Source organism: Schumannella luteola, from assembly GCF_013408685.1.
Classification (GTDB): Bacteria; Actinomycetota; Actinomycetes; order Actinomycetales; family Microbacteriaceae; genus Schumannella; species Schumannella luteola.
In genome coordinates this window covers 3236160-3260593 of record NZ_JACBZY010000001.1, presented here as the reverse complement: position 1 = coordinate 3260593, position 24434 = coordinate 3236160, and the positions used below count along the sequence as shown (strand labels likewise).

Sequence of the window (24434 nt, the reverse complement as noted above, 5' to 3'; positions counted from 1 at the left end):
GGTTCGGGCGGATGCGCACCGAGGGTTAGCATGGCGATCATGTCGAGACGCGCGCCGATCTGGGAGCGCGCCGTCAGCTACGCGGCCGTCGGCGCCACGCGCGCGGCCGATCTGATGGAATATCCGCCGACCGGATACCGTCCGCTCGAGCGCCGCGCCCTCATCGGCCACGGCCCGGCGCGCTGGGAGCACGCCTGGACCGAGACGCTGACCTGGGGCATCCAGCAGCGCTCCGGATTCCGTGTCGAGGTCGTCGAGACGCCCGCCGAGCTGGACCGCATGGGCTACACCCCGGTGGGCTTCGACGACGACGGCGCCCCGATCGCACCCGCCGTGGTCGACAGCTCCGGTGAGCGGATCTACGCCGCCGATGGCCGCCCGCTGCTGCGCCCCGGCGACACCGCCTGGCTCGGCATCCCCTTCGGCCCGCTTCGACTGCGCTTCCCGGCGCGCGTCGTCTACGTCGTCGACGAGCCGAACCGCCGCGGCTTCGCCTACGGCACCCTGCCCGGGCACGCCGAGCGCGGCGAGGAGGCCTTCATCGTCGAGCGCAGCGACGACGGCTCGGTGTGGGTGTCGATCCGCGCGTTCTCGCGGCCCGGCGGCTTCTTCTGGTGGCTCGTGAACCCGGTGCTGCGCCTGACCCAGGGTTTCTACACCGCCCGCTACCTGCGTGCGCTCGCGACGCCGCTCGCCGCCGACACCGCGCCGGATGCGGTCGTGCCGCAGCCGGCCGAGGCCGCCGGAGCCGCCGCCGAGGCGTCCGGCGACTCCGCGCCCGCCGCGACGCGAGATCCCGCCTGATGCCGAGCATCCTCCCGGAGGGCGACCCGGCTCCGGCCGACGGAACGCTCCCGGCGTCCGCCGCCGTGGGCTCCGCCGAGCGCGACCTGGGCGTCTACGTGCACGTGCCGTTCTGCACGGTGCGCTGCGGCTACTGCGACTTCAACACCTACACGGCGAGCGAGATCCGCGGCGTCAAGCAGTCGGACTACGCCGGTCAGGCGCTCGACGAGATCCGCTTCGCCGGTGGCGTGCTCGACCGCGCCGGCGTCGGCGCTCGGCCGGTGTCGACCGTGTTCTTCGGCGGCGGCACCCCGACCCTGCTGCCGGTCGGCGACCTCGCGGCGATGCTGCACGGCATCCGCGACACCTGGGGCTTCGCCCCGGGCGCCGAGATCACGACCGAGGCGAACCCCGACTCGGTGGATGCGGCCGACCTGGCGGCGCTCGCCGAGGCCGGCTTCACCCGGGTGAGCTTCGGCATGCAGTCGGCCGTGCCCGAGGTGCTCGCGACGCTCGAGCGCACGCACGACCCCGCGCGGGTGCCCCAGGTCGTGCGCTGGGCGCGGGAGGCCGGTCTCGAGGTCAGCCTCGACGTCATCTACGGCTCACCCGGCGAGACCGCGGACCAGTGGACGCGCACGCTCGACGCCGTGCTCGCCGAGGAGCCCGGTCACATCTCCGCCTACGCGCTCATCGTCGAGCAGGGCACGAAGCTCGCCCGCCAGATCAAGCGCGGCGAGGTGCCCGAGCCCTCCGACGACGCCCAGGCCGACTTCTACGACATGGCGGACGCGGCCTTCACCGGAGCGGGCTACGACTGGTACGAGGTCAGCAACTTCTCGCGCGGCGCCGAGCGGCGCTCACGCCACAACCTCGCGTACTGGACGAGCCAGGACTGGTGGGGCATCGGGCCCGGCGCGCACAGCCATGTCGGCGGGGTGCGCTGGTGGAACGTCAAGCACCCGGCGGCCTACGCGGGCCGCATCGCCGAGGGCATCTCGCCGGCGCACGCCCGCGAGACGCTGGATGACGAGACGCGTCGCGTCGAGCGGGTGCTGCTCGAGACGCGGGTCGTCGACGGGCTGCCGACCGGGGTGCTCGACGCCGACGGCCGCCGCGCGGTCGCGGGGCTCATCGCCGAGGGCCTGGTCGATGGTCGGGCCGCCGTCACCGGCCGGATCGTGCTGACCCGGCCGGGACGACTGCTCGCGGATGCGGTGGTGCGTCGCCTGCTCGCCGACTGACCGCATCCCGCCGGACGGCGGTCTTACTTCACGAACTTGATGGAGAACGGGTACGTGTAGTACTCGCCCTTGTTGGTCTTCACCGCGGCGATGATCGCGAAGACGATGCTGAGCACCCACACGATCGGCAGCGTGATGAAGCCGATGAGCACGAGCATCAGCAGATACGACGCCACGTAGCCGATCAGCATCGTCAGCGTGAAGTTCAGGGCCTGCACGGCGTTGTGGCGGATGAACGGGCCGCGGTCCTTGAGCACGAGGTAGCCGATGAGCGGCACCAGGAAGCTCACGATGATCGGGCCGAGGTGCAGCAGGATCGACCAGGTCTTCTCGTCGGTCGGGTTCATCGGCTGCACTCCGGGTGCGGCGGGGTAGCCCTGCTGCGGGTAGGCGCCAGGTGCGCCGGGCGGCGGCGGGGGAGTCGCGCCGTAGTTCGGCGGCGGGGGCGGGGTCGCGCCCGGCGGGGGCGGCGGAGTCGCGCCGGCGGGCGGAGGCGGGGTGACGCCCGGCGTGCCTTCGGGCTGCGGGGTGTCGGCGGGAGGGGTGGGCTGACCGTCGCTCATGACTGACAGTGAACCATCCGCGCCGTCCCAGGTCGAGGGACAGCGCTCCCCATCGCGCCCGGCCGTCGCGCGCGGAGACGACGACGGCGCCGGACCCCCGTAGGGATCTGGCGCCGTCGGACGCGGTTCGCGCTTACTTGATGATGCGGATCGCGAAGGGGTAGCGGTAGGCCCCGCCGCCGTTGACGCGGGTGAAGCCGATGATCGAGAAGATCAGGCTGCAGACCCACACCGCGAGCGAGAGCAGGCTTCCGACGAAGCCGATCGGCACACCCGTGGTGGCGCCGACGACGCCGAAGATGATGTTCAAGATCCCGGCGGCGATCGCGGCGAAGACGATCGTGATCTGGAAGTTCAGCGCCTCCTTGCCCTCCTGGGCGACGAGCGGGCCGCGCTCCTTGAGGATGAGCCAGATGAGCAGCGACGGCAGGAAGCCGAGGATGCCGCCGAGGTGGGCGAACGACGCCCACTGCTTGTCTTCGGCGGGGCTGAGCGGCTGCGCCGGCGCCGGCTGCGGGGCGCCGTACTGCGGCTGCGCGCCGGGCTGGCCGTAGCCGCCCTGCGGGGCGCCGTACTGGGGCTGCTGGGGCTGCTGCGGCGCGCCGTAGGCGGGCTGCTGCTGCGGGGCGCCGTACTGGGGCTGCTGCGGCTGCTGGGGTGCGCCGTACTGCGGCTGACCGGGCTGCTGGGGGTTGTTGGGGTCCGTCATGGCGGCGTAGGCCTTTCAGAGGGGGAACGCGGGGGGCGGCTCCCGGGATGAGGTCGTGCGGTCGCCGTCTCGGTCGCAGAAGACCAGCCGGGACGCGGCACTCACGGTAGTGGGTGGCTCGACGGCGGTGCAACGACATTCCCGGTGTTGCGGCGGTTAGACTTGGCAGTCGTCGTACCGGAGTGCCAGCACCTCCCTCGCCCTGGCGGGCGGAACGGGCAGCACGCGCCCCCGGTCGACGCGATCAGGACGTGACAGGGAAGGAGCAGCCGTGGTCTCGGAACGCTCCCTCGCGGTGCTGCGCGCGATCGTGCAGGACTACGTCGAATCACGCGAGCCGGTCGGCTCGAAGTCGATCGTCGAGCGGCATGCCTTCGGCGTCTCGGCGGCGACGATCCGCAACGACATGGCGCAGCTCGAAGACGAGGAGCTGATCGCGGCCCCGCACACCTCCTCGGGCCGCGTGCCCACCGACAAGGGCTACCGCGTCTTCGTCGACCAGCTCACCGACCTGCGCCCGCTCAGCCCGGCGCAGCGGCACGCGATCGAGGCCTTCCTCGGCCAGGCCGACGACCTCGACGACGTGCTCGCGCGCACCGTGCGGATGCTGTCTCAGCTCACGAACCAGGTCGCGCTCGCGCAGTATCCCCTCTTTGGCTCGTCACGCGTGCGGCACGTCGAGATCGTGGCGCTCGCGCCGAGCCGTCTGATGTCGGTGCTCATCACCGACTCCGGCCGCGTCGACCAGAGCCTGATCGAGCTCGCGGATGCCGCTGAGCAGTCCGCCGCCGAGGAGCCCTACCTCGCCGAGCTGCGGGCGCGACTCAACGCCGAGCTGATCGGCGTGACCCTGAGCGAGGCGCCCGGCGTGCTCGCGCGACTGCTGGAGGGCATCCCCGCCCCGCGTCGCGCACTGGCCGACCGGATCGCGGCGCGGCTCGCCCGTCAGCTGGCCGACAGCCGCCAGGACCGCCTGGTCATGGCCGGCACCGCCAACCTCGCCCGCACCGAGGGCGACTTCACCGGCAGCATCTTCCCGGTGCTCGAGGCGATCGAGGAGCAGGTCACGCTGCTCAAGCTGTTCGGTGAGATGGAGATCGACGAGGCGGGGGTCGCGGTGCGCATCGGGCGCGAGAACGCGGGAACCGGCCTCGAGGAGACGAGCGTCGTCTCGAGCGGCTACAGCGCCGGCGGAAGCCTCGCGCACGTGGGCCTGCTCGGACCGACGCGCATGGATTACTCGAACAACATGGCGGCGGTGCGCGCGGTGGCGCGCTACCTGTCGCGACTGCTCGGAGAGGACTGACCTTCGTGGCCACGACCGACCACTACGACGTGCTGGGTGTCGCACGCGACGCCTCGCCCGAGGACATCAAGAAGGCGTACCGCCGGCTCGCGCGCGAGCTGCACCCGGACGTCAACCCCAGCGAGGACGCGGCCGAGCGCTTCAAGTCGGTGACGCACGCCTACGACGTGCTCAGCGACCCGCAGCAGCGCCAGCGCTACGACCTGGGCGACTCGGCGGGCTTCGGCTCGGGGTCGTTCAACGGCGGCTTCGGCGACATCTTCGAGACCTTCTTCAACGCCGCCCAGCGCCAGAGCGGCCCCCGCTCGCGCACGGAGCGCGGGCAGGATGCGCTGCTGCGCATCGAGGTCGACCTCGACGAGGTCGTCTTCGGCACCGCCCGCGACCTCGAGATCGACACCGCGGTGCGCTGCCCCACCTGCGACGGCGCGTGCGCCGCCCCGGGCACGCACATCCAGACCTGCGACATCTGCCGCGGCTCCGGCCAGATCCAGCGCTCGGTGCGCTCGCTGCTCGGCAACGTCATGACCTCGAGCCCCTGCGGCACCTGCCGCGGCTACGGCACCGTCATCCCCTCGCCCTGCGTCACCTGCGCGGGCCAGGGGCGCGTCCGGGCCAAGCGCACGGTCGGCGTCGACGTGCCGGCCGGCGTCGACACGGGCATGCGCATCCACCTGCCCGGCGAGGGCGAGGCCGGCCAGGCCGGCGGCCCGAACGGCGACCTGTACCTCGAGGTCAAGGTCGGCCACCACGACGTCTTCAGCCGCACGAACGACGACCTGCTCGCGACGGTCGAGGTGCAGATGACGGATGCGGTGCTCGGCACCAAGGTCACGCTCGCCTCGCTCGACGGCGACGTCGACCTCGAGATCAAGCCGGGCACGCAGAGCGCCGAGGTTCTGACGGTCAAGGACCGCGGCATCACCCACCTGCGTGGCGGCGGTCGCGGCGACCTCAAGGTCGGCGTGCAGGTCATCACCCCGGTGCGCCTCAACTCGAAGGAGAAGGCGATCTTCGAGCAGTTCGCGCAGAGCCGCCCGCCGATCAAGCCCGAGTTCGCCACCTTCCAGCAGGGGCTGTTCGCGAAGCTGCGCGACCGCTTCCTCAACTTCTGATCCGCGCGGGCCGCGCTCGGCGCGGTCTGCTGACCCCGAAGGGCGGATGGCATGGCGTGGCTCTACCTCAACCCGGAGCTGACGGCGGCGCAGGCGGTCGTGGGTGCGCGCGTCGCGATCCGTGGCGAGGAAGCGGCGCACGCCGTCAAGGTCGCCCGCACCCGGGTGGGCGAGCGCGTGTCGATCGGCAACGGCGACGGCGTGATCGTGACTGGCGCGGTCGTGAGCGCCGAGCCGGGCGAGCTGGTGCTCGAGGTCGACGAGGTGCGCGACGAGCCCGATCCGCAGCCGCAACTCTGGCTCGCGCAGGCGCTCGCGAAGGGCGGCCGCGACGAGATGGCCGTGCAGGCGGCGACCGAGCTCGGCGTCGCCGGGATCGTGCCCTGGTCGGCCGAGCGCTCGGTGACCCGGTGGGATGCGACGAAGGCCGCGAAAGGCCGCGCCCGCTGGGAGTCGATCGCCCGCGAGGCGGCCAAGCAGAGCATCCGCACCCGCGTGCCCGAGGTGACGGCGCCGCAGTCGACCGCCGAGCTGGCGCGGGGCGACGGCCTGCTGCTCGTGCTCGACCCGGGCGGGGCGGTGCCGATCTCGCAGGTCGAACTGCCCTCCGCGGGGCGCGTGACCTTCGTGGTCGGACCCGAGGGCGGCATCTCGCCGCGCGAGCTGGCGCTGCTGGCCGACGCCGGCGCCGTCGGCGTGCGGCTGGGGCCGGAGGTGCTGCGCACCTCGACGGCGGGGCCGGCGGCCATCGCGGTGCTCGCCGCACGACTGGGGCGCTGGTGAGATGACCACGGAGGCGGATCCGCACGACGAGCGCGGGCGCGACCTGACGGCGGCGCCCGACCTGAGCTACCAGCTCGACCCGAGCGGCTTCGAGCTGCCGGCCGTGATCGCGCGCCTCGCCGCCGAGGCCGGCGCGGAACCGCGGGCACTCTGGCAGAACTCGCTCGGCGGGCTGACGTTCCGGCTCGGCGATCGCGTCGTGAAGTGGTCACCGCCGGTGCTGGCGGAATCGCTGCGGCGCGAAGAGGAGCGGATGCGCTGGCTCGACGGTCGGCATCCCGCGCCTCGCGTGCTCGACGCCGGCGCCGACGACGACGGCGCCTGGCTCGTGACCGCGGCGCTCGACGGCGACACCGCCGTGAGCGACGCCAACCGCGCGAGACCCGAGGTCGCGATCGCGGCGATCGTCGAGGGGCTGCGGCGCATCCACACGCTCCCGCTCGACGACGTGCCCGGGCACTGGGCCGATGAGACCTGGGTGGGGCGTCAGCCGCAGAAGCTCGCACCGCGTCCGCCGATCGACGACCCGGTGCTCGTGCACGGCGACGCCTGCGCGCCCAACACCCTGCTCGACGCGGCCGGCGCCTTCGCCGCCCACGTCGACCTCGGCGACCTCGCCCCCGGCGACCGCTGGGCCGACCTCGCCGTCGCGAGCATGAGCCTGGAGTGGAACTACGGCCCCGGGCACGACGACGCCTTCTATGCCGCTTACGGAATCGAACCGGATGCGGAGCGCATCCGCTGGTATCGACAGCTCTGGGAGGCCGAGTCCTGAGCTCGCCGCCGTGCGGGGTGCGACGACCGCCCGCGGACCGCGTTCGCCCGGCGCGAGCGCACTGCGGCGGCATCCGCCCGCCGATTACGATGGAGCCATGAGCGACAGCGCCCCCTCGATCTTCAGCCGCATCATCGCGCGCGAGATCCCGGCCGACATCGTGCTCGAAGACGACCGGGTGATCGCGATCCGCGACATCGCCCCGAAGGCGCCGGTTCACCTCCTGGTGATCCCCAAGACCGACGCCTACCGCGACGTGACCCAGCTGGCCGTCGGCGACCCGGCGCTGCTCGCGCACGTCGTGGCCACCGCCCAGAAGCTCGCCGACGAGCACAGCGGCGGCCAGTACCGCCTGATGTTCAACACCGGTGAAGAGGCCGGCCAGACCGTCTTCCACGTGCACGCGCACGTGCTGGGCGGCGGCGGCCTCGAGGAAGGAAACATTGCCTGACGGCATCAGCTCAGCGGGGATCGACCCCCGCAGCACCCCGATCGGCGGCGCCGACCGCGCGGAGATCGAGGTCGACGGCGTCGCCATGGTGCGGCTGCTCGGCCCGCAGGACCGCCTGCTGACCACGATCGAGAAGCAGTACCCCGAAGTGACCGTGCACGTGCGCGGCAACCACGTGACCCTCGAGGGCGACGCCCGCGAGGTGCGGGCCGCCCGCACCCTCGTCGAGGAGCTCGTCACGATGGTGCGCGAGGGCGCCGACCTCGGCGCCAGCGACGTGACCAGCTCGGCGCGCATCCTCGACCGCGGCGAGGGCAAGCCGGCCGAGCTGCTCGGCCAGGTGATCCTCAACAGCCGCGGCAAGGTCATCCGCCCCAAGACCGCCGGTCAGCGCGCCTACGTCGACGCGATCGACGAGAACACGATCACCTTCGGCATCGGCCCGGCCGGAACCGGCAAGACCTACCTCGCCATGGCGAAGGCCGTGCAGGCGCTGCAGCGCAAGGAGGTCGAGCGCATCATCCTGTCGCGTCCGGCCATCGAGGCGGGGGAGCGGCTCGGCTTCCTGCCCGGCACGCTGACCGACAAGATCGACCCCTATCTGCGACCGCTCTACGACGCGCTCAACGAGATGATGGATCCCGAGCTCGTGCCGAAGCTGCTCGCGACCGGCACCGTCGAGGTCGCCCCGCTCGCCTACATGCGCGGCCGCACGCTCAACAACGCCTTCGTCGTGCTCGACGAGGCGCAGAACACGACGCCCGAGCAGATGAAGATGTTCCTCACGCGTCTGGGCTTCGACTCGCGCATGGTCATCACCGGCGACATCACCCAGGTCGATTTGCCCGCCGCAGCGAGCGGACTCCGTCTGGTGACGAAGGTGCTCGACGGCATCGACGACATCCACTTCGCCCGGCTGACGAGCGACGACGTCGTGCGGCACAGCCTCGTGGGCCGCATCGTCGACGCCTACACCGAGTACGACGAGCAGCAGCAGGCGCGTCGCTTCGAGCGCGAGCAGCGCGACCACGACGGCGCCCGCGAGGGCGCGAACCGCGCCGAACGCCGCGGCCACACCCCGCAAGACCGCCGCCCGCCGTGGCAGAGAGGCCGCTGATGTCGATCGAGATCAACAACGAGTCGGGCATGGAGGCGGATGTCGCCGCCATCCAGCGACTCGCGGCCTTCGCGCTCGACCACATGCGCGTGCACCCCGACGCCGAGCTCGCGATCCAGCTCGTCGACGAGGCCGCCATGGAGCAGCTGCACGTGCAGTGGATGGACGAGCCCGGCCCGACCGATGTGCTCAGCTTCCCGATGGACGAGCTGCGCCCCGGCAACGACGAGGAGCTCACCCCTCCCGGGCTGCTGGGCGACATCGTGCTCTGCCCGCAGGTCGCCGCCTCGCAGGCGGTGACCGCGGGCCACTCGACCCTCGACGAGCTGCTGCTGCTGACCGCCCACGGAGTGCTGCACCTGCTCGGCTTCGACCACGCGGAGCCCGAGGAGCACAAGGAGATGTTCGGCATCCAGGCCGAGATCCTGCTCGGCTTCGCCGTCGCCGAGCGACGACGGTAGGCGCCATGATCGGCGTCTTCCTCGGCATCGCCGTCGTGCTGGTCGCCTTCGGCGGGCTGCTCGCGGCGACGGATGCGGCGCTCGCCGCTTTGAGCCGCGTCGACCTCGCCGACCTCGCCTCGCGCAGTCGCTCGCGGCGCTCGCTGCTCGCGATCGCCGACGACGTCGGCGCGCACGTCAACGCGGTCAACTTCCTCCGCGTCGTGTCGGAGACGGGCGCCGCGGTGCTCGTGACCCTCGCGCTGACGATCGTGATCGAGGAGTGGTGGTGGGTGCTGCTGCTCAGCGTGCTCATCATGACCGCCACCTCGTTCGTGCTGGTCGGATCGAGTCCGCGCAGCGTCGGCCGCGCGCACGCCCGCGGCGTGATCGGCTTCGCAGCGCCGCTCGTGCGCGGCATCCGCGTCATCCTCGGGCCGGTCGCCGACCTGCTCGTCGCGATCGGCAACCGGGTCACGCCCGGCCGGCCCTCGACGGCGACGTTCTCGAGCGAGGAGCAGCTGCTCTCGATGGTCGACGAGGCCACCGAGGCCGATGTGCTCGAAGAGGACGACCGCGAGCTCATCCACTCGATCTTCGAATGGGGTGACACGGTCGTGCGCGAGGTGATGATCCCGCGCACCGACATGGTCACCGTCGACGACGACGTGACGGCGGGCCAGGCGATGGGCCAGTTCCTGCGCACCGGCGTCTCGCGCATGCCCGTGACCGGACGCGACGTGGATGAGGTGCTCGGCATCCTCTATCTGCGCGACGTCGCCCGACTGCTGCACGAGGGCCGACGGGACTCGGATGCGGTGCTCGTCACCGAGCTCGCCCGGCCGGCTCAGTTCGTGCCCGAGTCGAAGAAGGCCGACGACACCCTGCGCGAGATGCAGCGCGAGGCGAACCACCTCGCGATGGTCGTCGACGAATACGGCGGCATCGCCGGGCTCGTCACGCTCGAAGACCTCATCGAGGAGCTCGTCGGCGACATCAGCGACGAGTACGACCGCGACGTCGCCGACGTCACCGAGCTGGGGGAGGGACGCTGGCGCGTGCGCGCCGCCCTCGCGACCGACGAGCTCGGCGACCTGTTCGGCATCGAGCTCGACGACGACGACGTCGACTCGGTCGGCGGGCTGCTCACCAAGGTGCTCGGCCGCCTGCCCGACGTGGGCTCGACCGTCACCGTCTCCGGTCTCGTGCTCACCGCCGAGCGCACCGACGGCCGGCGCGGCCGCCTGCGCACGGTCGTGGTCGAGCGCGACCCCGACCTCGCCGACGCCGAAGAGGCGTTCGGCACCGACACCCCCGCCGCCGGTGTGCGCACCCCCGCCCGCGGCATCCGTACCGGCGCGAGGGCGCCCGAGAAGGAGCAGCGCTGATGGGTCACCACCTCTTCCGTGCCGGATTCGCCACGTTCGTCGGCCGCCCCAATGTGGGCAAGTCGACGCTGACCAACGCACTCGTCGGCGAGAAGGTCGCGATCACCTCGTCGAAGCCGCAGACCACGCGGCGCGCGATCCGCGGCGTCGTGCACCACGCCGACGGCCAGCTGATCCTCGTCGACACCCCCGGTGTGCACCGCCCGCGCACCTTGCTCGGCCAGCGCCTCAACGACGTGGTGCAGTCGACTCTCGGCGACGTGGATGTGATCGGCTTCTGCCTGCCCGCCGACGAGAAGCTCGGGCCCGGCGACCGCTTCATCAACGAGCAGCTCGACCAGCACCCCAAGGCCAAGAAGGTCGCGATCGTCACCAAGATCGACGCCGCGCCGCGCCCGCTCGTCGCCGAGCGGCTGCTGCAGATCAGCGAGCTGCGCGAGTGGGAGACGATCATCCCGGTGTCGGCGCAGAGTCGCATCCAGCTCGACCTGCTGACGAGTGAGCTCATCAAGCTGCTGCCCGAGTCGGAGCGCCTCTACCCCGCCGACTCGGTGACCGACGAGGGGCTGGACCACCGCATCGCCGAGCTCGTGCGCGAGGCCGCGCTCGAGGGCGTGCAGGACGAGCTGCCGCACTCGCTCGCGGTCACGATCGACGACCTGGTCGAGCGCGACGACAAGGAGCTCGTCGAGGTCTACGCCAACCTCTGGGTCGAGCGCGACAGCCAGAAGGGCATCATCATCGGCAAGGGCGGCGAGCGCCTGCAGGAGATCGGCGCCCGCGCCCGCGCCGAGATCGAGCCGCTCGTCGGCAAGCAGGTGTTCCTGTCGATCCGCGTCAAGGTCGCCAAGGAGTGGCAGCGCGACCCGAAGCAGCTGGGGCGCCTCGGCTTCTGACGGGCGGCGCACTCGCGCGCCGCGCGGCTGCCGCGTGCGGGCGCGAGAGCCTGCCGGTGCCTGTCGCCGCGTTTCAGGCGGATGCCGGGGCGGACGTCGGCGAGAGCTGATCGGCTGCCGTGGGGTCACCGGCGGCAGTCAGCTCGTCGAACGTCCGCAGAGCCAGTCGCGGCCGCCGCAACCAGCTCTGCGCCTGACGCGAGGGCTGCACCCACGCAGTGGCGCGGGCGCCGGAGCCGTGTGCCTCGATCGCGACCTGGATCGACCAGTCGGGCTTCTCGTCCTGACTCGGCCAGATCATCAACCCGGGTGGATCGGTCGCGGCGACGAGCAGTCCGGTGCGCCGATGGGTGCGGGCGACGCGCTCGAGCAGCTCGGCCATGAGCCGATCGGGCGCGAGATCGCTGTCGAGGTGGATGCGGCGGTCGAGCGCGCGCGCCGAGACCCGCGAGTGCCGCGTGATCAGCACGCCGACGAGTGCGGCGACGATGAGGCCGATCACGTTCGCCGCGACGATACAGACCAGGATTGTGAGAGCCAGGTCGATGGCGATCGCCGTGCCGGGGCTCATGACCGCTCCGTCCGTCCGATGTGCTCTGCGGGCCCGATGCTGGTCACAGTAGCGGCCGCTCGGGCAGACGCGGCGGCTCGAGAGCTCGGGGCTCTGGCAGGGACCGTCGAGATCAACGCTGGGCGTCGCGCGCCGGGTCGGTCGGCGCGGGTCGCCCGGCGTGCGCCCGTGCGCGGGAGGGTGTCTGCCTCGCCACGCACATGTCGGTGGAATGTGCATCTGATCTGCGGTTCTGATTCGCGGGCATGTTCCGGCGGATGTCGGTGGTGGCTGTCACAGTGCAGGTATGGAGAAGGCCACGACGACACCCGGGAACGACGGCGCTGCGCCGGTCGCTGAGGGTGGCGTCGGCGGTGCCGTCGGGGTTCTGCCGACGCTGACTGACCTGGTGGGTGAGGCGGAGTCGGCCCTGGCTCTGTTGACGGCAGGGCAGGTGGCTGAGGTGCGAATGCTCGCCCGCGCCGGCCAGCTCGCGGAAGCCCAAGCCGCCGGGGCTTCGGCGAACGTGCGCGCGCACGACATGGCCCTCCGGTCGATCTCGGCGGAGATCGGCGGGGTGCTGCGCTCCCCGGACAGGACTGTGCAGCGCCGCATCGGCGAAGCGCGGGAGATCGTCGAGTTCTACCCCGCGGCCCTGTCGGCGTGGGAGCACGCCTACATCACCCGAGGCCACGTCACGGTGATCGTCGACGCCGGCCGTGTCGTCCCGCTCGATCGGCGTGCGGAGTTCGAGCGGGAGGCGATCGAACGCAGCCTTCTCGATACCCCGAACCGGGTGCGTGCCGGCCTGGAGATCTACGCCGAGAAGCTCAACGAGCGCACCCTCACGGAACGCCACGACGAGGCCGCGCGGCAGCGGGCGGTGCGTCTGATCCCGGGCCGGGATGGGATGTGCGACGTGATCGCGACCGTTCCGACGGTGATCGGCGACGGCATCCTGGATCGGCTGACGCGGATGGCTCACGCCGTGCGGGACGCGAACGATCCCGCGACGACCGCGGAGGAGGCTGACCGTCGCACGGCCGATCAGATCCGCGCGGACGTGTTCGCCGATCTGCTCCTCGCCGGTGCCCCGGCGCTCGACGCGACCGCGCACAGCGACAGGCCGGGCGCCTTGGGCGCGATCCGCGCTCAGGTGCAGGTGACCGTCTCCGCGTTGAGCCTGCTCGGCGATGACGAGAACCCGGCCGACCTGGTCGGACGCTCGCCGATCGACGCCGGTACCGCCCGCTATCTCGCCGGCGACACCTCGTCGTGGACGCGCCTGCTCACCGATCCCGTCGACGGCACCACGGTCGCGGTCGACAGATACCGGCCGAGCCTCGAGCAGAGACGTCACCTGCGCGCCCGCGACCTGCACTGTCGCTTCCCCGGATGTCGGCAAGCGGCGATCCGCTGCGAACTCGACCACACGATCGACGCCGCCCTCGGCGGCGCGACGGCGCTCGGCAACCTCGCCCATCTGTGCCAGCGCCACCACTCGATGAAGCAGTTCACTCCCTGGCGAGTGGAACAGCACCCAGGCGGGGTCCTGGAATGGACCTCCCCGATGGGCCGCACCTACCGCGAAGACGCACCCGCCCCACCCGTCGCCTTCGTGCCAGTCGGAGCCCCGATTCGCCATTTTGCTCGGGTCCGCCCACCTGGCCTGGACGAACCACCCGAACCACCCGAGCCGTCCGCTTCACAGGATCCGCCGGACCCGTGTGCCACGTCGCCGCGTCGGCTGGTGGCGTCTGTGGTGTCTGACGAGGCGATCGAGCAGCTCGACTCCGACCTCGCGCCCTTCTGAGTGGGTGCTCGGCGATCGCGAGATCAGCGGCTTCACATCGTTGCTCGACGGCGCCGCGGTGTGGCGATCGCGCATCGGGCCGGCGTCAGCCGAGCGAGCCCCAGACGGCACGCGCGCCCGAGTCGCCGATGAGGATGACCGTCGCGACGGCTCCGACCGAGATCGCGATCGCCACGACGGCGAGCCCGACACCGACGATCCGTACACCAGCCGGAACACCGGCCGGAACACCGGCCGGAACACCGGCCTGAACACTGGCCGGAACGCGGGTCTGAACCACGCCGGGAGCTCGCGCACCCACGCCGTCCGACACGAACCGCGGCCGCGCGAAGCGGAACCACAGCCACTGCACGAGCGCGACCACGAACAGGCCGATCGCCCACGGCAGCAGCGTCATGCCGAGCGCCGCGTGCTTCTCGACCGCATCGCCGCCGCCGACCGCGGCCTCGAGCGCTTCGCCGGCCTGCACCGTGATCGGCACCAGCACGAGCACCACGAGCGCGGCGAGCGGCGTCACGATGCCGAGTCGTCGCCGGGCCGCGGGCCAGACCGCGCCGAGGATCAGGGCGAGCGCCGTGAGCGGCAGCAGCACGACGACGCCGTGAACGAGCAGGGGATGCAGCGGGAGGCCGCCGATCTGGAATCCGTCCATGTGGGAGAAACGAGAGAGGGCGCGACGCGGTTCAACCCGCCCGAACCCGCCCGAGCTCGCCACAGCCCGATACAGCTCGCCGGAGCTCGTGTGCCCCGAACGGGGGCGACTCGGATTCATCAGCGCGGTGAACCGCCCGGCGTGCTATCCCGTTGACCAGGATGGAGGTGCCATGACCGTCGACGACGCCACGAGGCTGCGCGAGCTGCACGACGCCCACGCGGCCGTCGTGTGGCGCTACGTCGTGCACCTCACGGGCGACCGCGCCGGCGCCGACGACATCGTGCAGGAGACGCTGCTGCGCGCCTGGCGCAGCAAGCGCATCCTCGAGCAGGAGGTCGACAGCACCCGCAGCTGGATGATGACGGTCGCCCGCAACCTCGTCATCGACAACGCGCGCAGCGCCCGTCAGCGGCACGAGCTCGCCGTCGACGAGCCGCCCGAGCGCGGGGAACCCGACCGCACCGACCAGCTGTTCGAGTCGCTGCTCGTCGCCGAGGCGCTCGCGACGCTGAGCACCGAGCACCGCAGCGTCGTCGTGCACGCCTACTTCGGCGGTCGCGGCATCGCCGAGGTCGCTCGCGAGCTCGACATCCCCGAGGGCACGGTCAAGTCGCGGCTGCACTATGGACTGCGAGCGTTGAGGCTCGCACTGCAGGAGAGGGGAGTGACCCGATGACCGACCCGAGCGATCACGAGCGCTTCGCCCAGTGGGATGCGAGCTACGTGCTCGGTGCTCTGTCGCCGAGCGAGCGCCGCGAGTACGAGGCGCACGTCGAGACCTGCGAACGCTGCCGTGCCGCGGTCGCCGAGCTCGCGCCCATGCCGGGGCTGCTGTCGCGGCTGACCGCCGAGCAGGCGGAGTCGATCGGGCGCGAGGCCGATGACGCGCCCGTGCCGGCGCGCGCGCCCGCGTCATCCCGAGTTCCCGCCGCATCCACGACCGACGGCCCGCCCGCCGACCTGCTCTCGCTCGTCGTCGCCCGCGACCGGCGTCGACGTCGCCGCCGCGTCGGACTCGTGCTGGCCGCGGCCGCCGCCGTCGCCCTGCTCGTCACCGTGCCGCTCGCCGTCACCCAGATGGGAGCTCCGCCGGCATCCGCCCCGATCGCGCTCGAACGGACTCTGCCGACCACCGCGCTCAGCGCGGACGTGCGGCTCACGAGCGTCGGCTGGGGCACCCGCATCGACATGGACTGCGCCTACGGTCCGAACGCCGCGGCCCCGCCGAAGGACGGCTGGGTCTACGGCCTCTATGTCGTCGACCGGGACGGCGAGGAGAGCCAGGTCTCGACCTGGAAGGTCACGAGCCGCAGCGACGTGAAGCTGACCGCCGCCACCGCCCTCGCCCGCGATGAGATCGCGCGCGTCGAGGTGCGCGCGCTGCCCTCCGGCGAGGAGCTGCTCGGCGCCGACCCGAGCTGACCTGAACCTTTCGGGCGTCCATCTCGTCTACCTCATGAGACCGCATCCGCGGCTCACCGGTTCACGAAAGGCGTCGACGATGCGCACCCGGATCCACCGTTCCCGACTCACCCTCGTCCCGCTCGCAGCGGCGGCGATCACCCTGTTCGCGCTCGCGGGCTGCACCTCCGCACCGGCCGGCTCGGGCGACACCAGCTCGGGCGACAGCAGCTCGGCGCCCGCCGACGACAGCTCAGGGGATTCCGGTTCCGGCGACGCGAGCGCCGCGGCCCTCACCACGGCCGACAGCGACCTCGGCACGATCGTCGTCGACGGCAAGAAGATGACCGTCTACATGTTCGACAAGGACACGCAGAACGCCACGAGCTCCGCCTGCTCGGGCCAGTGCGCGACCGCGTGGCCCGCCGTGCACGCCGACTCCGACAGCCCGAAGGTGGATGGCGTGACCGGCAAGATCGGCACCATCACCGGAACCGACGGCGAGAAGCAGCTCACCCTCGACGGCTGGCCGCTCTACTACTACGCGGCCGACAAGGCCGCCGGCGACACGACCGGCCAGGGCGTCGGCGGAGTCTGGTGGGTTCTCGGCCCGGACGGCTCGAAGATCAGCAGCTGAGTCCGCTCGCGACCGATCGACGGACCGATCGACCCGGCGCCGTCGCCGCACCCCGCATCAGCCACGGGGCACGGCGGCGGCGCCGCTCCACGCGTAGGCCACCTCCGGGCGCCCCGGGGTGCCGTAGCGCTGCGAGCGCCGGGCGAGCCCGAGCTCGGCCAGGTGCTCGAGGTAGCGTCGCGCGGTGACTCGGGAGAGCTCGAGCTCGGCGGCCGTCTCGCTCGCCGACCTCGGCTCGGTCGCGTGGCGCAGCGACTGGCTGACGGCGTCGAGCGTCGTCGCGGTGAGCCCCTTCGGCAGCGGCGCGGCGTGGGCTGGGCGCAGGTGCGCGAGCAGCGCATCCACCTCGCCCTGCGACGTCGCCGCATCGCCGCCCGCCAGGCCGTCGCGGAACGCCCGGTACTGCTCGAGCCGTTCGCGCAGCGCCGGGAAGCCGAAGGGCTTGATCAGATACTGCGTCACGCCGACCGACACGGCCGTCTGCACGGCCTCGAGATCACGTACCGCCGTGATGGCCATGATGTCGACGCCGACGCGCTCGGCGCGCAGTCGTCGAGCCAGTTCGAGGCCGTGCCCGTCGGGCAGGGTCAGGTCGAGCAGCACCAGATCGATCGCGCCGGGATGCACGGTCGTGAGCGCGGCGTGCGCCTCGCCGGCGCTGTGCGCCACGGCGACGACCTCGAAGCCGTCGACCCGGCCGACGTAGGCGGCGTGCGCCTCGGCGGCGAGCAGGTCGTCATCGACCACGAGCACGCGGATCATGCGGTCGATCCTGCCGTGGATTCCGGGTGCGCTGTGCCGGATGCACCGCCGGCGGCTGGGCTGGATGCGCCGCGCGCCGCGTCGGGGAACCTCGCGATCGCCGTCGTGGGGGCGATCGTCGCGCCGCCGGCATCCGTCTCGAAGCGCAGCTCGCCCCCGGCCGCCTGGGTCGCGGCCCGCGCGACCGCGAGCCCGTTGCCATGCGCTCCACCCGGGTCGGACTTGCTCGTCACCCCGAGGTCGAAGACCGCGGCGACGCGATCGGCCGGGATGCCGCGGCCGCTGTCGATGACGCGCAGCTCGACGGCGTCGCCCACGCCGACAGCTGATCGGCCAGCCGCGTCCGACCCCGCCTCGGCCCGCCGCAGCACGACCGCGACCGTGCGCGGAGCCTCCGCGGTGAGCGCCGCGTCGATCGCGTTGTCGACGAGGTTGCCGACGACGGACACGAGCGCCGACGCGCCAAGCGGGGGAACCGCGCCCGGTTCGGCCGTCACGGTCAGCTCGACGCCGCGCTCGTTCGCCTGCGCGGTCTTGCCGAGCAGCAGCGCGCCGAGCACCGGATGATCGACGGTCGCGAGCATCCGGTCAGCCAGCTCCTGGCTCGTGCGCGTCGACTCCGATGCCAGCTCGATCGCCTGCTCGATTCGCCCGAGCTCGAGCAGCGCGACGAGCGTGTGCACCGTGTTCGCGTGCTCGTGCGCCTGCGCCCGCAACGCGTCGCGCATGCCGCGGGTCGAGTCGAGCTCGCCGATCAGCTGCTGCAGTCGGCTCTGATCGCGCAGCGTCATGACCGAGCCGCCGGCGTCGGCGGGGGAGTCGGGCGCCGGCTCGGCGGGCTCCTGATTCACCAGCAGCAGGGTCGCACCGTCGAGGTGCGTCTCCTCGACCGCGCGGCGCCCCTCGTCGATGAGCGTCGCGACCGCGGGGCCGACGCCGAGCGCGGCGGCGCTCGCCGGCAGCGTCACCGTGCCCGCCGGCGGCAGCCCGAGCAGCTCGGCGGCCTCGTCGTTGTAGAGCACGACCCGGTGCTCGCGGTCGCTCAGCACGAGGCCCTCGCGCACGGAGTGCAGCACCGACTCGTAGTAGCCGACCATGCGCCGCAGCTCGGCCGGTCCCATCCGCCCGGTCACCCGCCGCAGCGAGCGCTGCACGACGAGCGCCGTGATCGCCCCGACGAGCACGACCGCCGCCGCGACGCCGAGCACGAAGGGGAGGCGGCCGGCGACGATCGCGCCGACGTTGGTGGTCGTCACGCCCGCCGACACGAGACCGACCACGGCGCCGTCGCGCTCGATCGGCACGACGGCGCGCACCGACGGTCCGAGCGTTCCGGTGAAGGTCTCGGTCAGCTCGCGGCCCTGCAGTGCGGGACCGATGGTGCCCTGGAAGGGCTTGCCGATCTGGCTCTGATCCGGGTGCGTCACGCGGATGCCGTCGGGCGTCATGATCGTCACGAAGTCGACGCCCGCCTCGCTGACGAGCTCGAGCGCGTAGGGCTCGAGCTGGGCGGTCGCGTCGGGCGCATCCACCTCGGAGCGCACTCGCGGGTCGACCGCGACCGCGCGGGCGACCGACAGCGAGGTCTCGGCAGCGTCGCGCTCGGCGGAGCGCTGGGCGTCGACGGCCAGCACCGCGAGCAGGGCTCCGGCGATGAGCACCGCGGCCGCCAGCTGCACCCAGAACACGCGCGCGGCGATGCTGATCGCCCGCGGCGGGCGGGCGTCGCTCGTGCGCGCTGCGGGCATCGTCGCTCCTGAAACCGTTATGAACACAAGTTCCGCGGCATCCCCGGCGTCGCCACTCTGGGGCGATCACCTTGTCACTCCAGGGCCGCGACGACGCCGTCGCAGCCGGATGGGAATCACCGGAACATGGCAACGACGCTATCGTCCCCCAGCGGAGCACCCCGCCGCGGCCTCCGCCGCATCGAGAAGAACCACTGGCTCTACATCGCCGTCATCGTGGCGGTCGTCGCCGGAGCCCTCGTCGGCATCCTCGCTCCCGATTTCGCGAAGGGCCTCGAGCCGATCGGCAAGGCCTTCGTCAACCTCATCAAGATGATGATCGCGCCGGTCATCTTCTGCACGATCGTGCTCGGCGTCGGCAGCATCGCCAAGGCCGCGACGGTCGGCAAGGTCGGCGGCCTCGCGGTCGTCTACTTCCTCGTGATGTCGACCTTCGCGCTCGGCATCGGCCTCGTCGTCGGCAACATCATCCACCCGGGTGAGGGCCTCGACCTCTCCACCGCTGAGTACAAGGTCGACGACTCGGCGAAGGAGGCGACGACGACGAGCGACTTCATCCTCGGAATCATCCCGACGACGCTCGTGTCGTCGCTCGTGTCGGGCAGCATCCTGCAGACGCTGCTCGTGGCGCTGCTGGTCGGCTTCGCGCTGCAGAAGATGGGCGACAAGGGCACCGGCATCCTGGATGCGATCCGCTCGATCCAGACGCTCGTCTTCCGCATCCTCAACATGATCCTGTGGCTCGCCCCGGTCGGCGCCTTCGGCGCGATCGCGGCCGTCGTCGGCAACACGGGGGCGGGCGCGCTGCTCGGGCTAGCGACGCTGATGATCGCGTTCTACGTGACCTGCATCCTGTTCATCGTCGTGATCCTCGGCGGGCTGCTGTTCCTCGTCACCCGGGTCAACATCTTCCTGCTCATGAAGTACCTGGCGCGCGAGTACCTGCTGATCGTCGCGACCTCGTCGTCGGAGGCGGCCCTGCCGCGCCTCATCGCGAAGATGGAGCACGTCGGGGTGAGCAAATCGGTGGTCGGCATCACCGTGCCCACCGGGTACTCCTTCAACCTGGATGGCACGGCCATCTACCTGACGATGGCGTCGCTGTTCATCGCGACCGCCATGGGCACTCCGCTCGCGATCCCCGAGCAGATCGGCCTGCTGGTGTTCATGATCATCGCGTCGAAGGGCGCCGCCGGCGTGACCGGCGCGGGGCTGGCGACGCTCGCGGCCGGCCTGCAGACGTACCGCCCCGATCTCGTCAACGGCGTCGGCGTGATCGTGGGCGTCGACCGGTTCATGTCGGAGGCGCGCGCGCTGACCAACTTCACCGGCAACGCGGTCGCGACCCTGCTCATCGGCACCTGGACGAAGCAGATCGACCCGGCGCGCGTGCGCGAGGTGCTGCACGGGGCGAAGCCCTTCGACGAGGCGCGCTTCGCTCGGGCCGATCCGCACACGGCGGTGAACGACTTCACCGATGAGGACGAGGTCGCGGCCGTGGCGGCGGGATCGGGCGGGGCTTCGGGCTCGGGTTCGAGCCGCAAGGAATAGCGGCGCGGGAGTGACGGTTGAGGAGGTCGATGCAAACGCATCGACCTCCTTCCGTCGTCGTGGCGGGGAGTGCCCGAAAGGAAGCCAGCCATGTCCCGCTCGATCGCCGTCGTCTCCGCCGGACTCTCGCAGCCCTCGTCGACCCGCCTGCTCGCCGACCGCCTCGCCGAGGCGACCGCGCGCGAACTCGCCCTCGACGGCGAGAGCGTCGACATCCACGTGATCGAGCTGCGCGACCTGGCGACCGACGTGACCAACAACCTCGTGACCGGCTTCGCCAGCGCGAAACTGCAGGCCGAGATCGACCGGCTCACGGCGGCCGACGGCGTCATCGCCATCACGCCGATCTTCACGACCAGTTACAGCGGCCTGTTCAAGTCGTTCATCGACGTGCTCGACCCCGAGTCGCTGCGCCGCATGCCGGTGCTGCTCGGCGCGACCGGCGGCACCGAGCGCCACTCGCTCGCGATCGACTACGCCCTGCGCCCGCTGTTCGCCTACCTGCGAGCGGATGCGGTGCCCACCGCCGTCTACGCGGCCTCGGGCGACTGGGGCGGTGACGACGTGCTCGGCGAGCGCATCGACCGCGCCGGCGCCGATCTGGCCGAGGCCGTGCGCCGCTCGCGCCGCGTCGCGCCCGTCGACCCGCTGGCGGTGCCGCTCGGCTTCGACCCGAGCGGCGCGAGCACGGCGACGCGTCGCGCCTGAGCGCGGACGCCGGAGATCGCCGACGAGGCTCGGACAGCCGCGAGCCCGCACCCTGGATGCGACACCGACAGGGGAACGCGGTGTCGCATCCAGGATCTGCGCCCCTCCGCGCAGGAGCCGATGGCCATCGGGTTGCCGTCGGATCACCAGTGATTCGACGCCGCCCTCGCGGCGGATGAGCCCGTCTTCGGGGGTCAGCGGGGCGCAGTCCCCGTCGCATCCCGTCGCCGACTCCAGCGCGACACGATCGCGTCGATCGTGACCCCGACGATGATCGCGACGACGACCGAGCACCCGACCGCGAGCAGCGGCTGATCGCGCAGCAGCGCCCCGAAGGCCGCGCCGATGCCGACGTTGTAGAAGGCCCAGCCGACGCCGGCCGCGATCGAGAGCGGCAGGAAGCGTCGGTAGGCGAGGCCCGACGCCCCGGCCGTGAGGTTGACGGCGATGCGGGCGAAGGGGATGTAGCGGGCCGTGAATACGAGTACCGCCGGCCGCCTCGTCACGGTCGCGCGCGTGCGGTCGAGGGCCGAGCGGATGCGGCCGCGCCGCATCCAGCTCCAGCGGTCGAGCCCGACGCGGCGCCCCAGCCAGAACAGCGCGCTGTCGCCGATCACCGCGCCGAGCGCGGCGACGGGGATGACGGCCCACAACGAGGGCGACCCGGTGGACGCTGCGAGCGAGCCGAGCGCCACGACGAGCGTCTCGCTCGGCAGCACGACCACGAAGGCGTCGGCGATCACGAGCGCGAACAGCGCCGGCAGCAGCCAGGGCGACGCGGCCAGCTCGGTCATCCACGCCTCGCTCACGCGCTCAGCGTCGCCTGACCGGGTGAACGGCGGATGACGCGCGGGCGCCGCCGCGCGCCCCCGACTCGCCCGTCGTTCCGGGGCGGAGCGCCCGGTTGGCCCGCATCCGGCGACCGCGCGGGGTCGCGCCGGGGTCACGACGGCATCCATCAGGCGAAGCCTGGGTGATCGCGCCCCGATCGGTCATGGGCATCGCGTGTCGTCCGCGACTCTGGGAGCCGTGAGGGTCGCGCTGGTCGCCGAATCGTTCCTGCCCCAGATGAACGGGGTCACCAATTCGATGCTGCGGGTGCTGAAGCACCTCGAGGCACGAGGCCATGAGGCGCTCGTGCTCGCCCCGGGTCCGGGGCGCACGCCGCTCGAGACCGGTCGCCTGCACGGCGCCGGCTTCACCGGCTACCGCTCGCTGCCGTGGCCGGGCTACCCGGAGGTGCGGGTCGCCCTGGCCGCGACGCGCACGCTGACGGCGGCGCTCGCCGACTTCAAGCCCGACGTGCTGCATCTCGCGGCGCCCTTCGTGCTCGGCTGGCAGGGGCTGCGCGCCGCCGAGGCCCTCGGCGTGCCGAGCGTCGCGATCTACCAGACCGACATCCCCGGCTACGCCGCCAAGTACGGCTTGCCGGCGACCGAGGGTCTGCTCGAACGGCACCTCGCGAAACTGCACAACGCCGCCGACCTGACGCTCGCCCCCTCATCGGCGGCGATCGCCGGACTCGAGGCGCTCGGCGTCGAGCGCGTGAAGCTGTGGGCGCGCGGCGTCGACGGCGAGCTCTTCGCCCCGCATCGGCGTGACGAGCGACTGCGGCGCGAGCTCGCACCGGACGGCGAGCTGCTCGTCGGCTACGTCGGCCGACTCGCGCCCGAGAAACAGGTCGAGGATCTGGCGGCTCTGCAGGGGATGCCGGGCATCCGCCTCGTGATCGTCGGCGACGGCCCGAGCCGCGCGCTGCTGGAGAGGGCCCTGCCCGAGGCGGTGTTCCTGGGATTCCGCTCGGGTGACGACCTCGCGCGCACGGTCGCCTCCTTCGACGTCTTCGTGCACCCGGGCGAGCACGAGACCTTCTGCCAGACGGTGCAGGAGGCGCTCGCCAGCGGGGTGCCGGTCGTCGCGACCGGACGCGGCGGGCCGCTCGACCTGGTGCAGTCCAGTCGCACCGGCTGGCTCTACAAGCCGGGCGACCTCGGCGACCTGCGCGTGCGCGTCGCCGACCTGACCGGCGACGCCGCCAAGCGGCGGGCCTTCGCGGATGCGGCGCGCGCCTCGGTCGCGGCCCGCACCTGGGAGCGCCTCGGCGACGAGCTGCTCGAGCACTACGACGACGTGCGCGAGCAGCGCGGCGCGGTCGTGCCGAGCCGGGTGCCGAACCGGCGGTGGGCTCGCTACGTCGCCCTCGGCGACTCGCTCACCGAGGGACTCTGCGACGCGTCGCGCCAGGCTGCCGGGCAGTGGCGCGGCTGGGCCGACCGCCTCGCCTCGCTGCTCGCGAGCGGCGATCACGCGACGTCGTCGACCGCACCCGGCGTGCGCACGCTCGACTACGCCAACCTCGCCGTGCGCAGCAAGCGCATCCAGGAGGTCATCGACGAGCAGATCCCGCGCGCGATCGCCCTCGAGCCCGACCTGGTGAGCGTGCTCGTCGGGGCGAACGACCTGGTGCGGCTCGGCGCCGACCCGATCGCCTTGGCCCGGCGACTCGGGGCCGGCATCCGCGACCTGCGCGACACCGGCGCCGACGTGCTCGTCGTCGGTGTCTTCGCCCCGCCGTACCGCGGGCTCGGGCCGCTGCGCACCCGGTTCCGCCGCTTCAACCGTGAGCTCGCGCTGCAGTGCGAGGCGGCCGGCGCGCGGTTCCTCGACGTGGCGAGCACGGGCGCCTTCGCCGATGCGGGTGATTGGGCCGCCGACCGCGTGCACCTCAGCTCCATCGGGCACCGCACCCTCTGCTACCGCGCTGCGGCCGCCCTCGGCATCCCCGGAGCCGAGCAGTTCGAGGCCCTGGACGCGGCGGTGCACGTCGGCGCCGACGCCGACGCGCCGGGGGAGCGCCTGCCGACCGCGCGCTGGCTGCTGCAGCACGCGGCGCCGTGGGCGGGGCGTCGTGTGCGCGGCCGCCGCGCCGGCGACGGCCTCGTCGCCAAGCACGCCGAGGCGGTGCAGCTCACCGCGAGCGGTGCCTCAGAGATCCCCGACTGACGCTCGACCGACCAGCGATCCGCCGACCAGCGA

Annotated in this window: 25 protein-coding genes; 18 read left to right on the top strand and 7 right to left on the bottom strand. The window is 72.3% G+C overall.

Going from position 1 to position 24434, the window contains the following annotated elements; all coding sequences use genetic code 11:
• Positions 1 to 39 precede the first annotated feature (39 nt).
• Positions 40 to 804: a DUF1990 domain-containing protein gene (locus BJ979_RS14875; protein WP_179569083.1), complete on the top strand. Its 765-nt coding sequence runs from the start codon at positions 40 to 42 to the stop codon at positions 802 to 804.
• Positions 804 to 2030: a radical SAM family heme chaperone HemW gene (gene hemW, locus BJ979_RS14870; protein WP_179569081.1), complete on the top strand. Its 1227-nt coding sequence runs from the start codon at positions 804 to 806 to the stop codon at positions 2028 to 2030. Before BJ979_RS14875 ends, hemW begins: the two co-directional genes overlap by 1 nt.
• A gap of 23 nt (positions 2031 to 2053) precedes the next feature.
• Here the strand turns inward: hemW and BJ979_RS17720 are convergent, their stop codons facing one another.
• Complete coding sequence (locus tag BJ979_RS17720; RefSeq protein ID WP_246286784.1) at positions 2054 to 2593, bottom strand: DUF4870 domain-containing protein; 540 nt, start codon at positions 2591 to 2593, stop codon at positions 2054 to 2056.
• A gap of 133 nt (positions 2594 to 2726) precedes the next feature.
• Entirely contained in the window at positions 2727 to 3302 is a 576-nt protein-coding gene (locus BJ979_RS14860; RefSeq protein ID WP_179569079.1) for a DUF4870 domain-containing protein, read from the bottom strand.
• 271 nt (positions 3303 to 3573) lie between these two features.
• On the opposite strand from BJ979_RS14860, the gene hrcA reads away from it, so the two are divergent.
• The 9 genes from hrcA (at position 3574) to era (ending at position 11573) form a co-directional block, all read left to right on the top strand.
• Positions 3574 to 4608: a heat-inducible transcriptional repressor HrcA gene (gene hrcA, locus BJ979_RS14855; RefSeq protein WP_179569076.1), complete on the top strand. Its 1035-nt coding sequence runs from the start codon at positions 3574 to 3576 to the stop codon at positions 4606 to 4608.
• 5 nt (positions 4609 to 4613) lie between these two features.
• Complete coding sequence (gene dnaJ, locus BJ979_RS14850; protein WP_179569074.1) at positions 4614 to 5723, top strand: molecular chaperone DnaJ; 1110 nt, start codon at positions 4614 to 4616, stop codon at positions 5721 to 5723.
• A gap of 51 nt (positions 5724 to 5774) precedes the next feature.
• The gene (locus tag BJ979_RS14845) at positions 5775 to 6506 is read left to right on the top strand and encodes a 16S rRNA (uracil(1498)-N(3))-methyltransferase (RefSeq protein WP_179569072.1); all 732 of its coding nucleotides are present in this window, start codon (positions 5775 to 5777) and stop codon (positions 6504 to 6506) included.
• Position 6507: 1 nt separating this feature from the next.
• A complete protein-coding gene (locus BJ979_RS14840; protein WP_179569070.1) occupies positions 6508 to 7281 on the top strand; it encodes a phosphotransferase in 774 nt (257 codons plus the stop codon).
• Positions 7282 to 7378: 97 nt separating this feature from the next.
• Entirely contained in the window at positions 7379 to 7732 is a 354-nt protein-coding gene (locus BJ979_RS14835) for a histidine triad nucleotide-binding protein (protein ID WP_179569068.1), read from the top strand.
• 85 nt (positions 7733 to 7817) lie between these two features.
• Complete coding sequence (locus tag BJ979_RS14830) at positions 7818 to 8849, top strand: PhoH family protein (protein WP_179570411.1); 1032 nt, start codon at positions 7818 to 7820, stop codon at positions 8847 to 8849.
• Positions 8849 to 9310 carry an rRNA maturation RNase YbeY gene (ybeY, locus tag BJ979_RS14825; protein ID WP_141164101.1) on the top strand — a complete coding sequence of 154 codons (462 nt, stop codon included), beginning with the start codon at positions 8849 to 8851 and terminating at the stop codon, positions 9308 to 9310. Before BJ979_RS14830 ends, ybeY begins: the two co-directional genes overlap by 1 nt.
• Positions 9311 to 9315: 5 nt before the next feature.
• The gene (locus BJ979_RS14820; RefSeq protein WP_179569066.1) at positions 9316 to 10677 is read left to right on the top strand and encodes a hemolysin family protein; all 1362 of its coding nucleotides are present in this window, start codon (positions 9316 to 9318) and stop codon (positions 10675 to 10677) included.
• Positions 10677 to 11573 (top strand): GTPase Era, encoded by an 897-nt coding sequence (era, locus tag BJ979_RS14815; RefSeq protein ID WP_141164099.1) that lies wholly within the window; start codon positions 10677 to 10679, stop codon positions 11571 to 11573. The genes BJ979_RS14820 and era overlap by 1 nt, the downstream gene beginning before the upstream one ends.
• Positions 11574 to 11646: 73 nt before the next feature.
• On the opposite strand, the gene BJ979_RS14810 is transcribed toward era, so the two are convergent.
• Entirely contained in the window at positions 11647 to 12144 is a 498-nt protein-coding gene (locus tag BJ979_RS14810; protein WP_179569064.1) for a hypothetical protein, read from the bottom strand.
• Positions 12145 to 12430: 286 nt separating this feature from the next.
• Here BJ979_RS14810 and BJ979_RS14805 point away from each other — a divergent pair, with 286 nt between their 5' ends.
• Positions 12431 to 13936, top strand: a complete 1506-nt coding sequence (locus BJ979_RS14805; protein ID WP_246286783.1) for an HNH endonuclease signature motif containing protein — start codon at positions 12431 to 12433, stop codon at positions 13934 to 13936.
• A gap of 85 nt (positions 13937 to 14021) precedes the next feature.
• Here the strand turns inward: BJ979_RS14805 and BJ979_RS14800 are convergent, their stop codons facing one another.
• Positions 14022 to 14588: a DUF2231 domain-containing protein gene (locus BJ979_RS14800; protein ID WP_179569062.1), complete on the bottom strand. Its 567-nt coding sequence runs from the start codon at positions 14586 to 14588 to the stop codon at positions 14022 to 14024.
• A 172-nt stretch (positions 14589 to 14760) separates the two neighbouring features.
• Here BJ979_RS14800 and BJ979_RS14795 point away from each other — a divergent pair, with 172 nt between their 5' ends.
• From BJ979_RS14795 to BJ979_RS14785, 3 genes are all read left to right on the top strand, one after another.
• Positions 14761 to 15267, top strand: a complete 507-nt coding sequence (locus BJ979_RS14795; RefSeq protein ID WP_179569060.1) for a sigma-70 family RNA polymerase sigma factor — start codon at positions 14761 to 14763, stop codon at positions 15265 to 15267.
• The gene (locus BJ979_RS14790) at positions 15264 to 16013 is read left to right on the top strand and encodes a zf-HC2 domain-containing protein (RefSeq protein WP_179569058.1); all 750 of its coding nucleotides are present in this window, start codon (positions 15264 to 15266) and stop codon (positions 16011 to 16013) included. The genes BJ979_RS14795 and BJ979_RS14790 overlap by 4 nt, the downstream gene beginning before the upstream one ends.
• 79 nt (positions 16014 to 16092) lie before the next feature.
• On the top strand, positions 16093 to 16629 hold the full coding sequence (locus tag BJ979_RS14785; protein ID WP_179569056.1) for a COG4315 family predicted lipoprotein: 537 nt from the start codon (positions 16093 to 16095) through the stop codon (positions 16627 to 16629).
• Between the two features lie 57 nt (positions 16630 to 16686).
• Here BJ979_RS14785 and BJ979_RS14780 read toward each other — a convergent pair whose 3' ends face one another.
• The gene (locus BJ979_RS14780; RefSeq protein ID WP_179569054.1) at positions 16687 to 17391 is read right to left on the bottom strand and encodes a response regulator; all 705 of its coding nucleotides are present in this window, start codon (positions 17389 to 17391) and stop codon (positions 16687 to 16689) included.
• Complete coding sequence (locus tag BJ979_RS14775; protein WP_179569052.1) at positions 17388 to 19139, bottom strand: sensor histidine kinase; 1752 nt, start codon at positions 19137 to 19139, stop codon at positions 17388 to 17390. Before BJ979_RS14775 ends, BJ979_RS14780 begins: the two co-directional genes overlap by 4 nt.
• A 126-nt stretch (positions 19140 to 19265) precedes the next feature.
• Here BJ979_RS14775 and BJ979_RS14770 point away from each other — a divergent pair, with 126 nt between their 5' ends.
• Entirely contained in the window at positions 19266 to 20690 is a 1425-nt protein-coding gene (locus BJ979_RS14770; RefSeq protein WP_179569050.1) for a cation:dicarboxylate symporter family transporter, read from the top strand.
• Between the two features lie 90 nt (positions 20691 to 20780).
• The gene (locus tag BJ979_RS14765) at positions 20781 to 21398 is read left to right on the top strand and encodes an FMN reductase (RefSeq protein ID WP_179569048.1); all 618 of its coding nucleotides are present in this window, start codon (positions 20781 to 20783) and stop codon (positions 21396 to 21398) included.
• A gap of 194 nt (positions 21399 to 21592) precedes the next feature.
• Here the strand turns inward: BJ979_RS14765 and BJ979_RS14760 are convergent, their stop codons facing one another.
• Positions 21593 to 22207 carry a DedA family protein gene (locus BJ979_RS14760; protein WP_343046724.1) on the bottom strand — a complete coding sequence of 205 codons (615 nt, stop codon included), beginning with the start codon at positions 22205 to 22207 and terminating at the stop codon, positions 21593 to 21595.
• Between the two features lie 220 nt (positions 22208 to 22427).
• Between BJ979_RS14760 and BJ979_RS14755 the strand changes: the two genes are divergently transcribed.
• Positions 22428 to 24401 carry a glycosyltransferase gene (locus BJ979_RS14755; RefSeq protein WP_343046723.1) on the top strand — a complete coding sequence of 658 codons (1974 nt, stop codon included), beginning with the start codon at positions 22428 to 22430 and terminating at the stop codon, positions 24399 to 24401.
• Positions 24402 to 24434: the final 33 nt, after the last annotated feature.

What these genes read in the sequence shown, in the direction of transcription:
- BJ979_RS14875 (WP_179569083.1), top strand. Translation starts at nt 40, where the DNA reads ATGTCGAGACGCGCGCCGATCTGGGAGCGCGCCGTCAGCTACGCGGCC.
- BJ979_RS14830 (WP_179570411.1), top strand. Translation starts at nt 7,818, where the DNA reads ATGGTGCGGCTGCTCGGCCCGCAGGACCGCCTGCTGACCACGATCGAG.
- ybeY (WP_141164101.1), top strand. Translation starts at nt 8,849, where the DNA reads ATGTCGATCGAGATCAACAACGAGTCGGGCATGGAGGCGGATGTCGCC.
- hemW (WP_179569081.1), top strand. Translation starts at nt 804, where the DNA reads ATGCCGAGCATCCTCCCGGAGGGCGACCCGGCTCCGGCCGACGGAACG.
- BJ979_RS14810 (WP_179569064.1), bottom strand. Translation starts at nt 12,144, where the DNA reads ATGAGCCCCGGCACGGCGATCGCCATCGACCTGGCTCTCACAATCCTG.
- BJ979_RS14765 (WP_179569048.1), top strand. Translation starts at nt 20,781, where the DNA reads ATGTCCCGCTCGATCGCCGTCGTCTCCGCCGGACTCTCGCAGCCCTCG.
- BJ979_RS14820 (WP_179569066.1), top strand. Translation starts at nt 9,316, where the DNA reads ATGATCGGCGTCTTCCTCGGCATCGCCGTCGTGCTGGTCGCCTTCGGC.
- BJ979_RS14790 (WP_179569058.1), top strand. Translation starts at nt 15,264, where the DNA reads ATGACCGACCCGAGCGATCACGAGCGCTTCGCCCAGTGGGATGCGAGC.
- BJ979_RS14775 (WP_179569052.1), bottom strand. Translation starts at nt 19,139, where the DNA reads ATGCCCGCAGCGCGCACGAGCGACGCCCGCCCGCCGCGGGCGATCAGC.
- BJ979_RS14845 (WP_179569072.1), top strand. Translation starts at nt 5,775, where the DNA reads ATGGCGTGGCTCTACCTCAACCCGGAGCTGACGGCGGCGCAGGCGGTC.
- BJ979_RS14840 (WP_179569070.1), top strand. Translation starts at nt 6,508, where the DNA reads ATGACCACGGAGGCGGATCCGCACGACGAGCGCGGGCGCGACCTGACG.
- BJ979_RS14770 (WP_179569050.1), top strand. Translation starts at nt 19,266, where the DNA reads ATGGCAACGACGCTATCGTCCCCCAGCGGAGCACCCCGCCGCGGCCTC.
- BJ979_RS14795 (WP_179569060.1), top strand. Translation starts at nt 14,761, where the DNA reads ATGACCGTCGACGACGCCACGAGGCTGCGCGAGCTGCACGACGCCCAC.
- BJ979_RS14835 (WP_179569068.1), top strand. Translation starts at nt 7,379, where the DNA reads ATGAGCGACAGCGCCCCCTCGATCTTCAGCCGCATCATCGCGCGCGAG.
- BJ979_RS14800 (WP_179569062.1), bottom strand. Translation starts at nt 14,588, where the DNA reads ATGGACGGATTCCAGATCGGCGGCCTCCCGCTGCATCCCCTGCTCGTT.
- BJ979_RS14785 (WP_179569056.1), top strand. Translation starts at nt 16,093, where the DNA reads ATGCGCACCCGGATCCACCGTTCCCGACTCACCCTCGTCCCGCTCGCA.
- BJ979_RS14860 (WP_179569079.1), bottom strand. Translation starts at nt 3,302, where the DNA reads ATGACGGACCCCAACAACCCCCAGCAGCCCGGTCAGCCGCAGTACGGC.
- BJ979_RS14805 (WP_246286783.1), top strand. Translation starts at nt 12,431, where the DNA reads ATGGAGAAGGCCACGACGACACCCGGGAACGACGGCGCTGCGCCGGTC.
- era (WP_141164099.1), top strand. Translation starts at nt 10,677, where the DNA reads ATGGGTCACCACCTCTTCCGTGCCGGATTCGCCACGTTCGTCGGCCGC.
- BJ979_RS14780 (WP_179569054.1), bottom strand. Translation starts at nt 17,391, where the DNA reads ATGATCCGCGTGCTCGTGGTCGATGACGACCTGCTCGCCGCCGAGGCG.
- BJ979_RS17720 (WP_246286784.1), bottom strand. Translation starts at nt 2,593, where the DNA reads ATGAGCGACGGTCAGCCCACCCCTCCCGCCGACACCCCGCAGCCCGAA.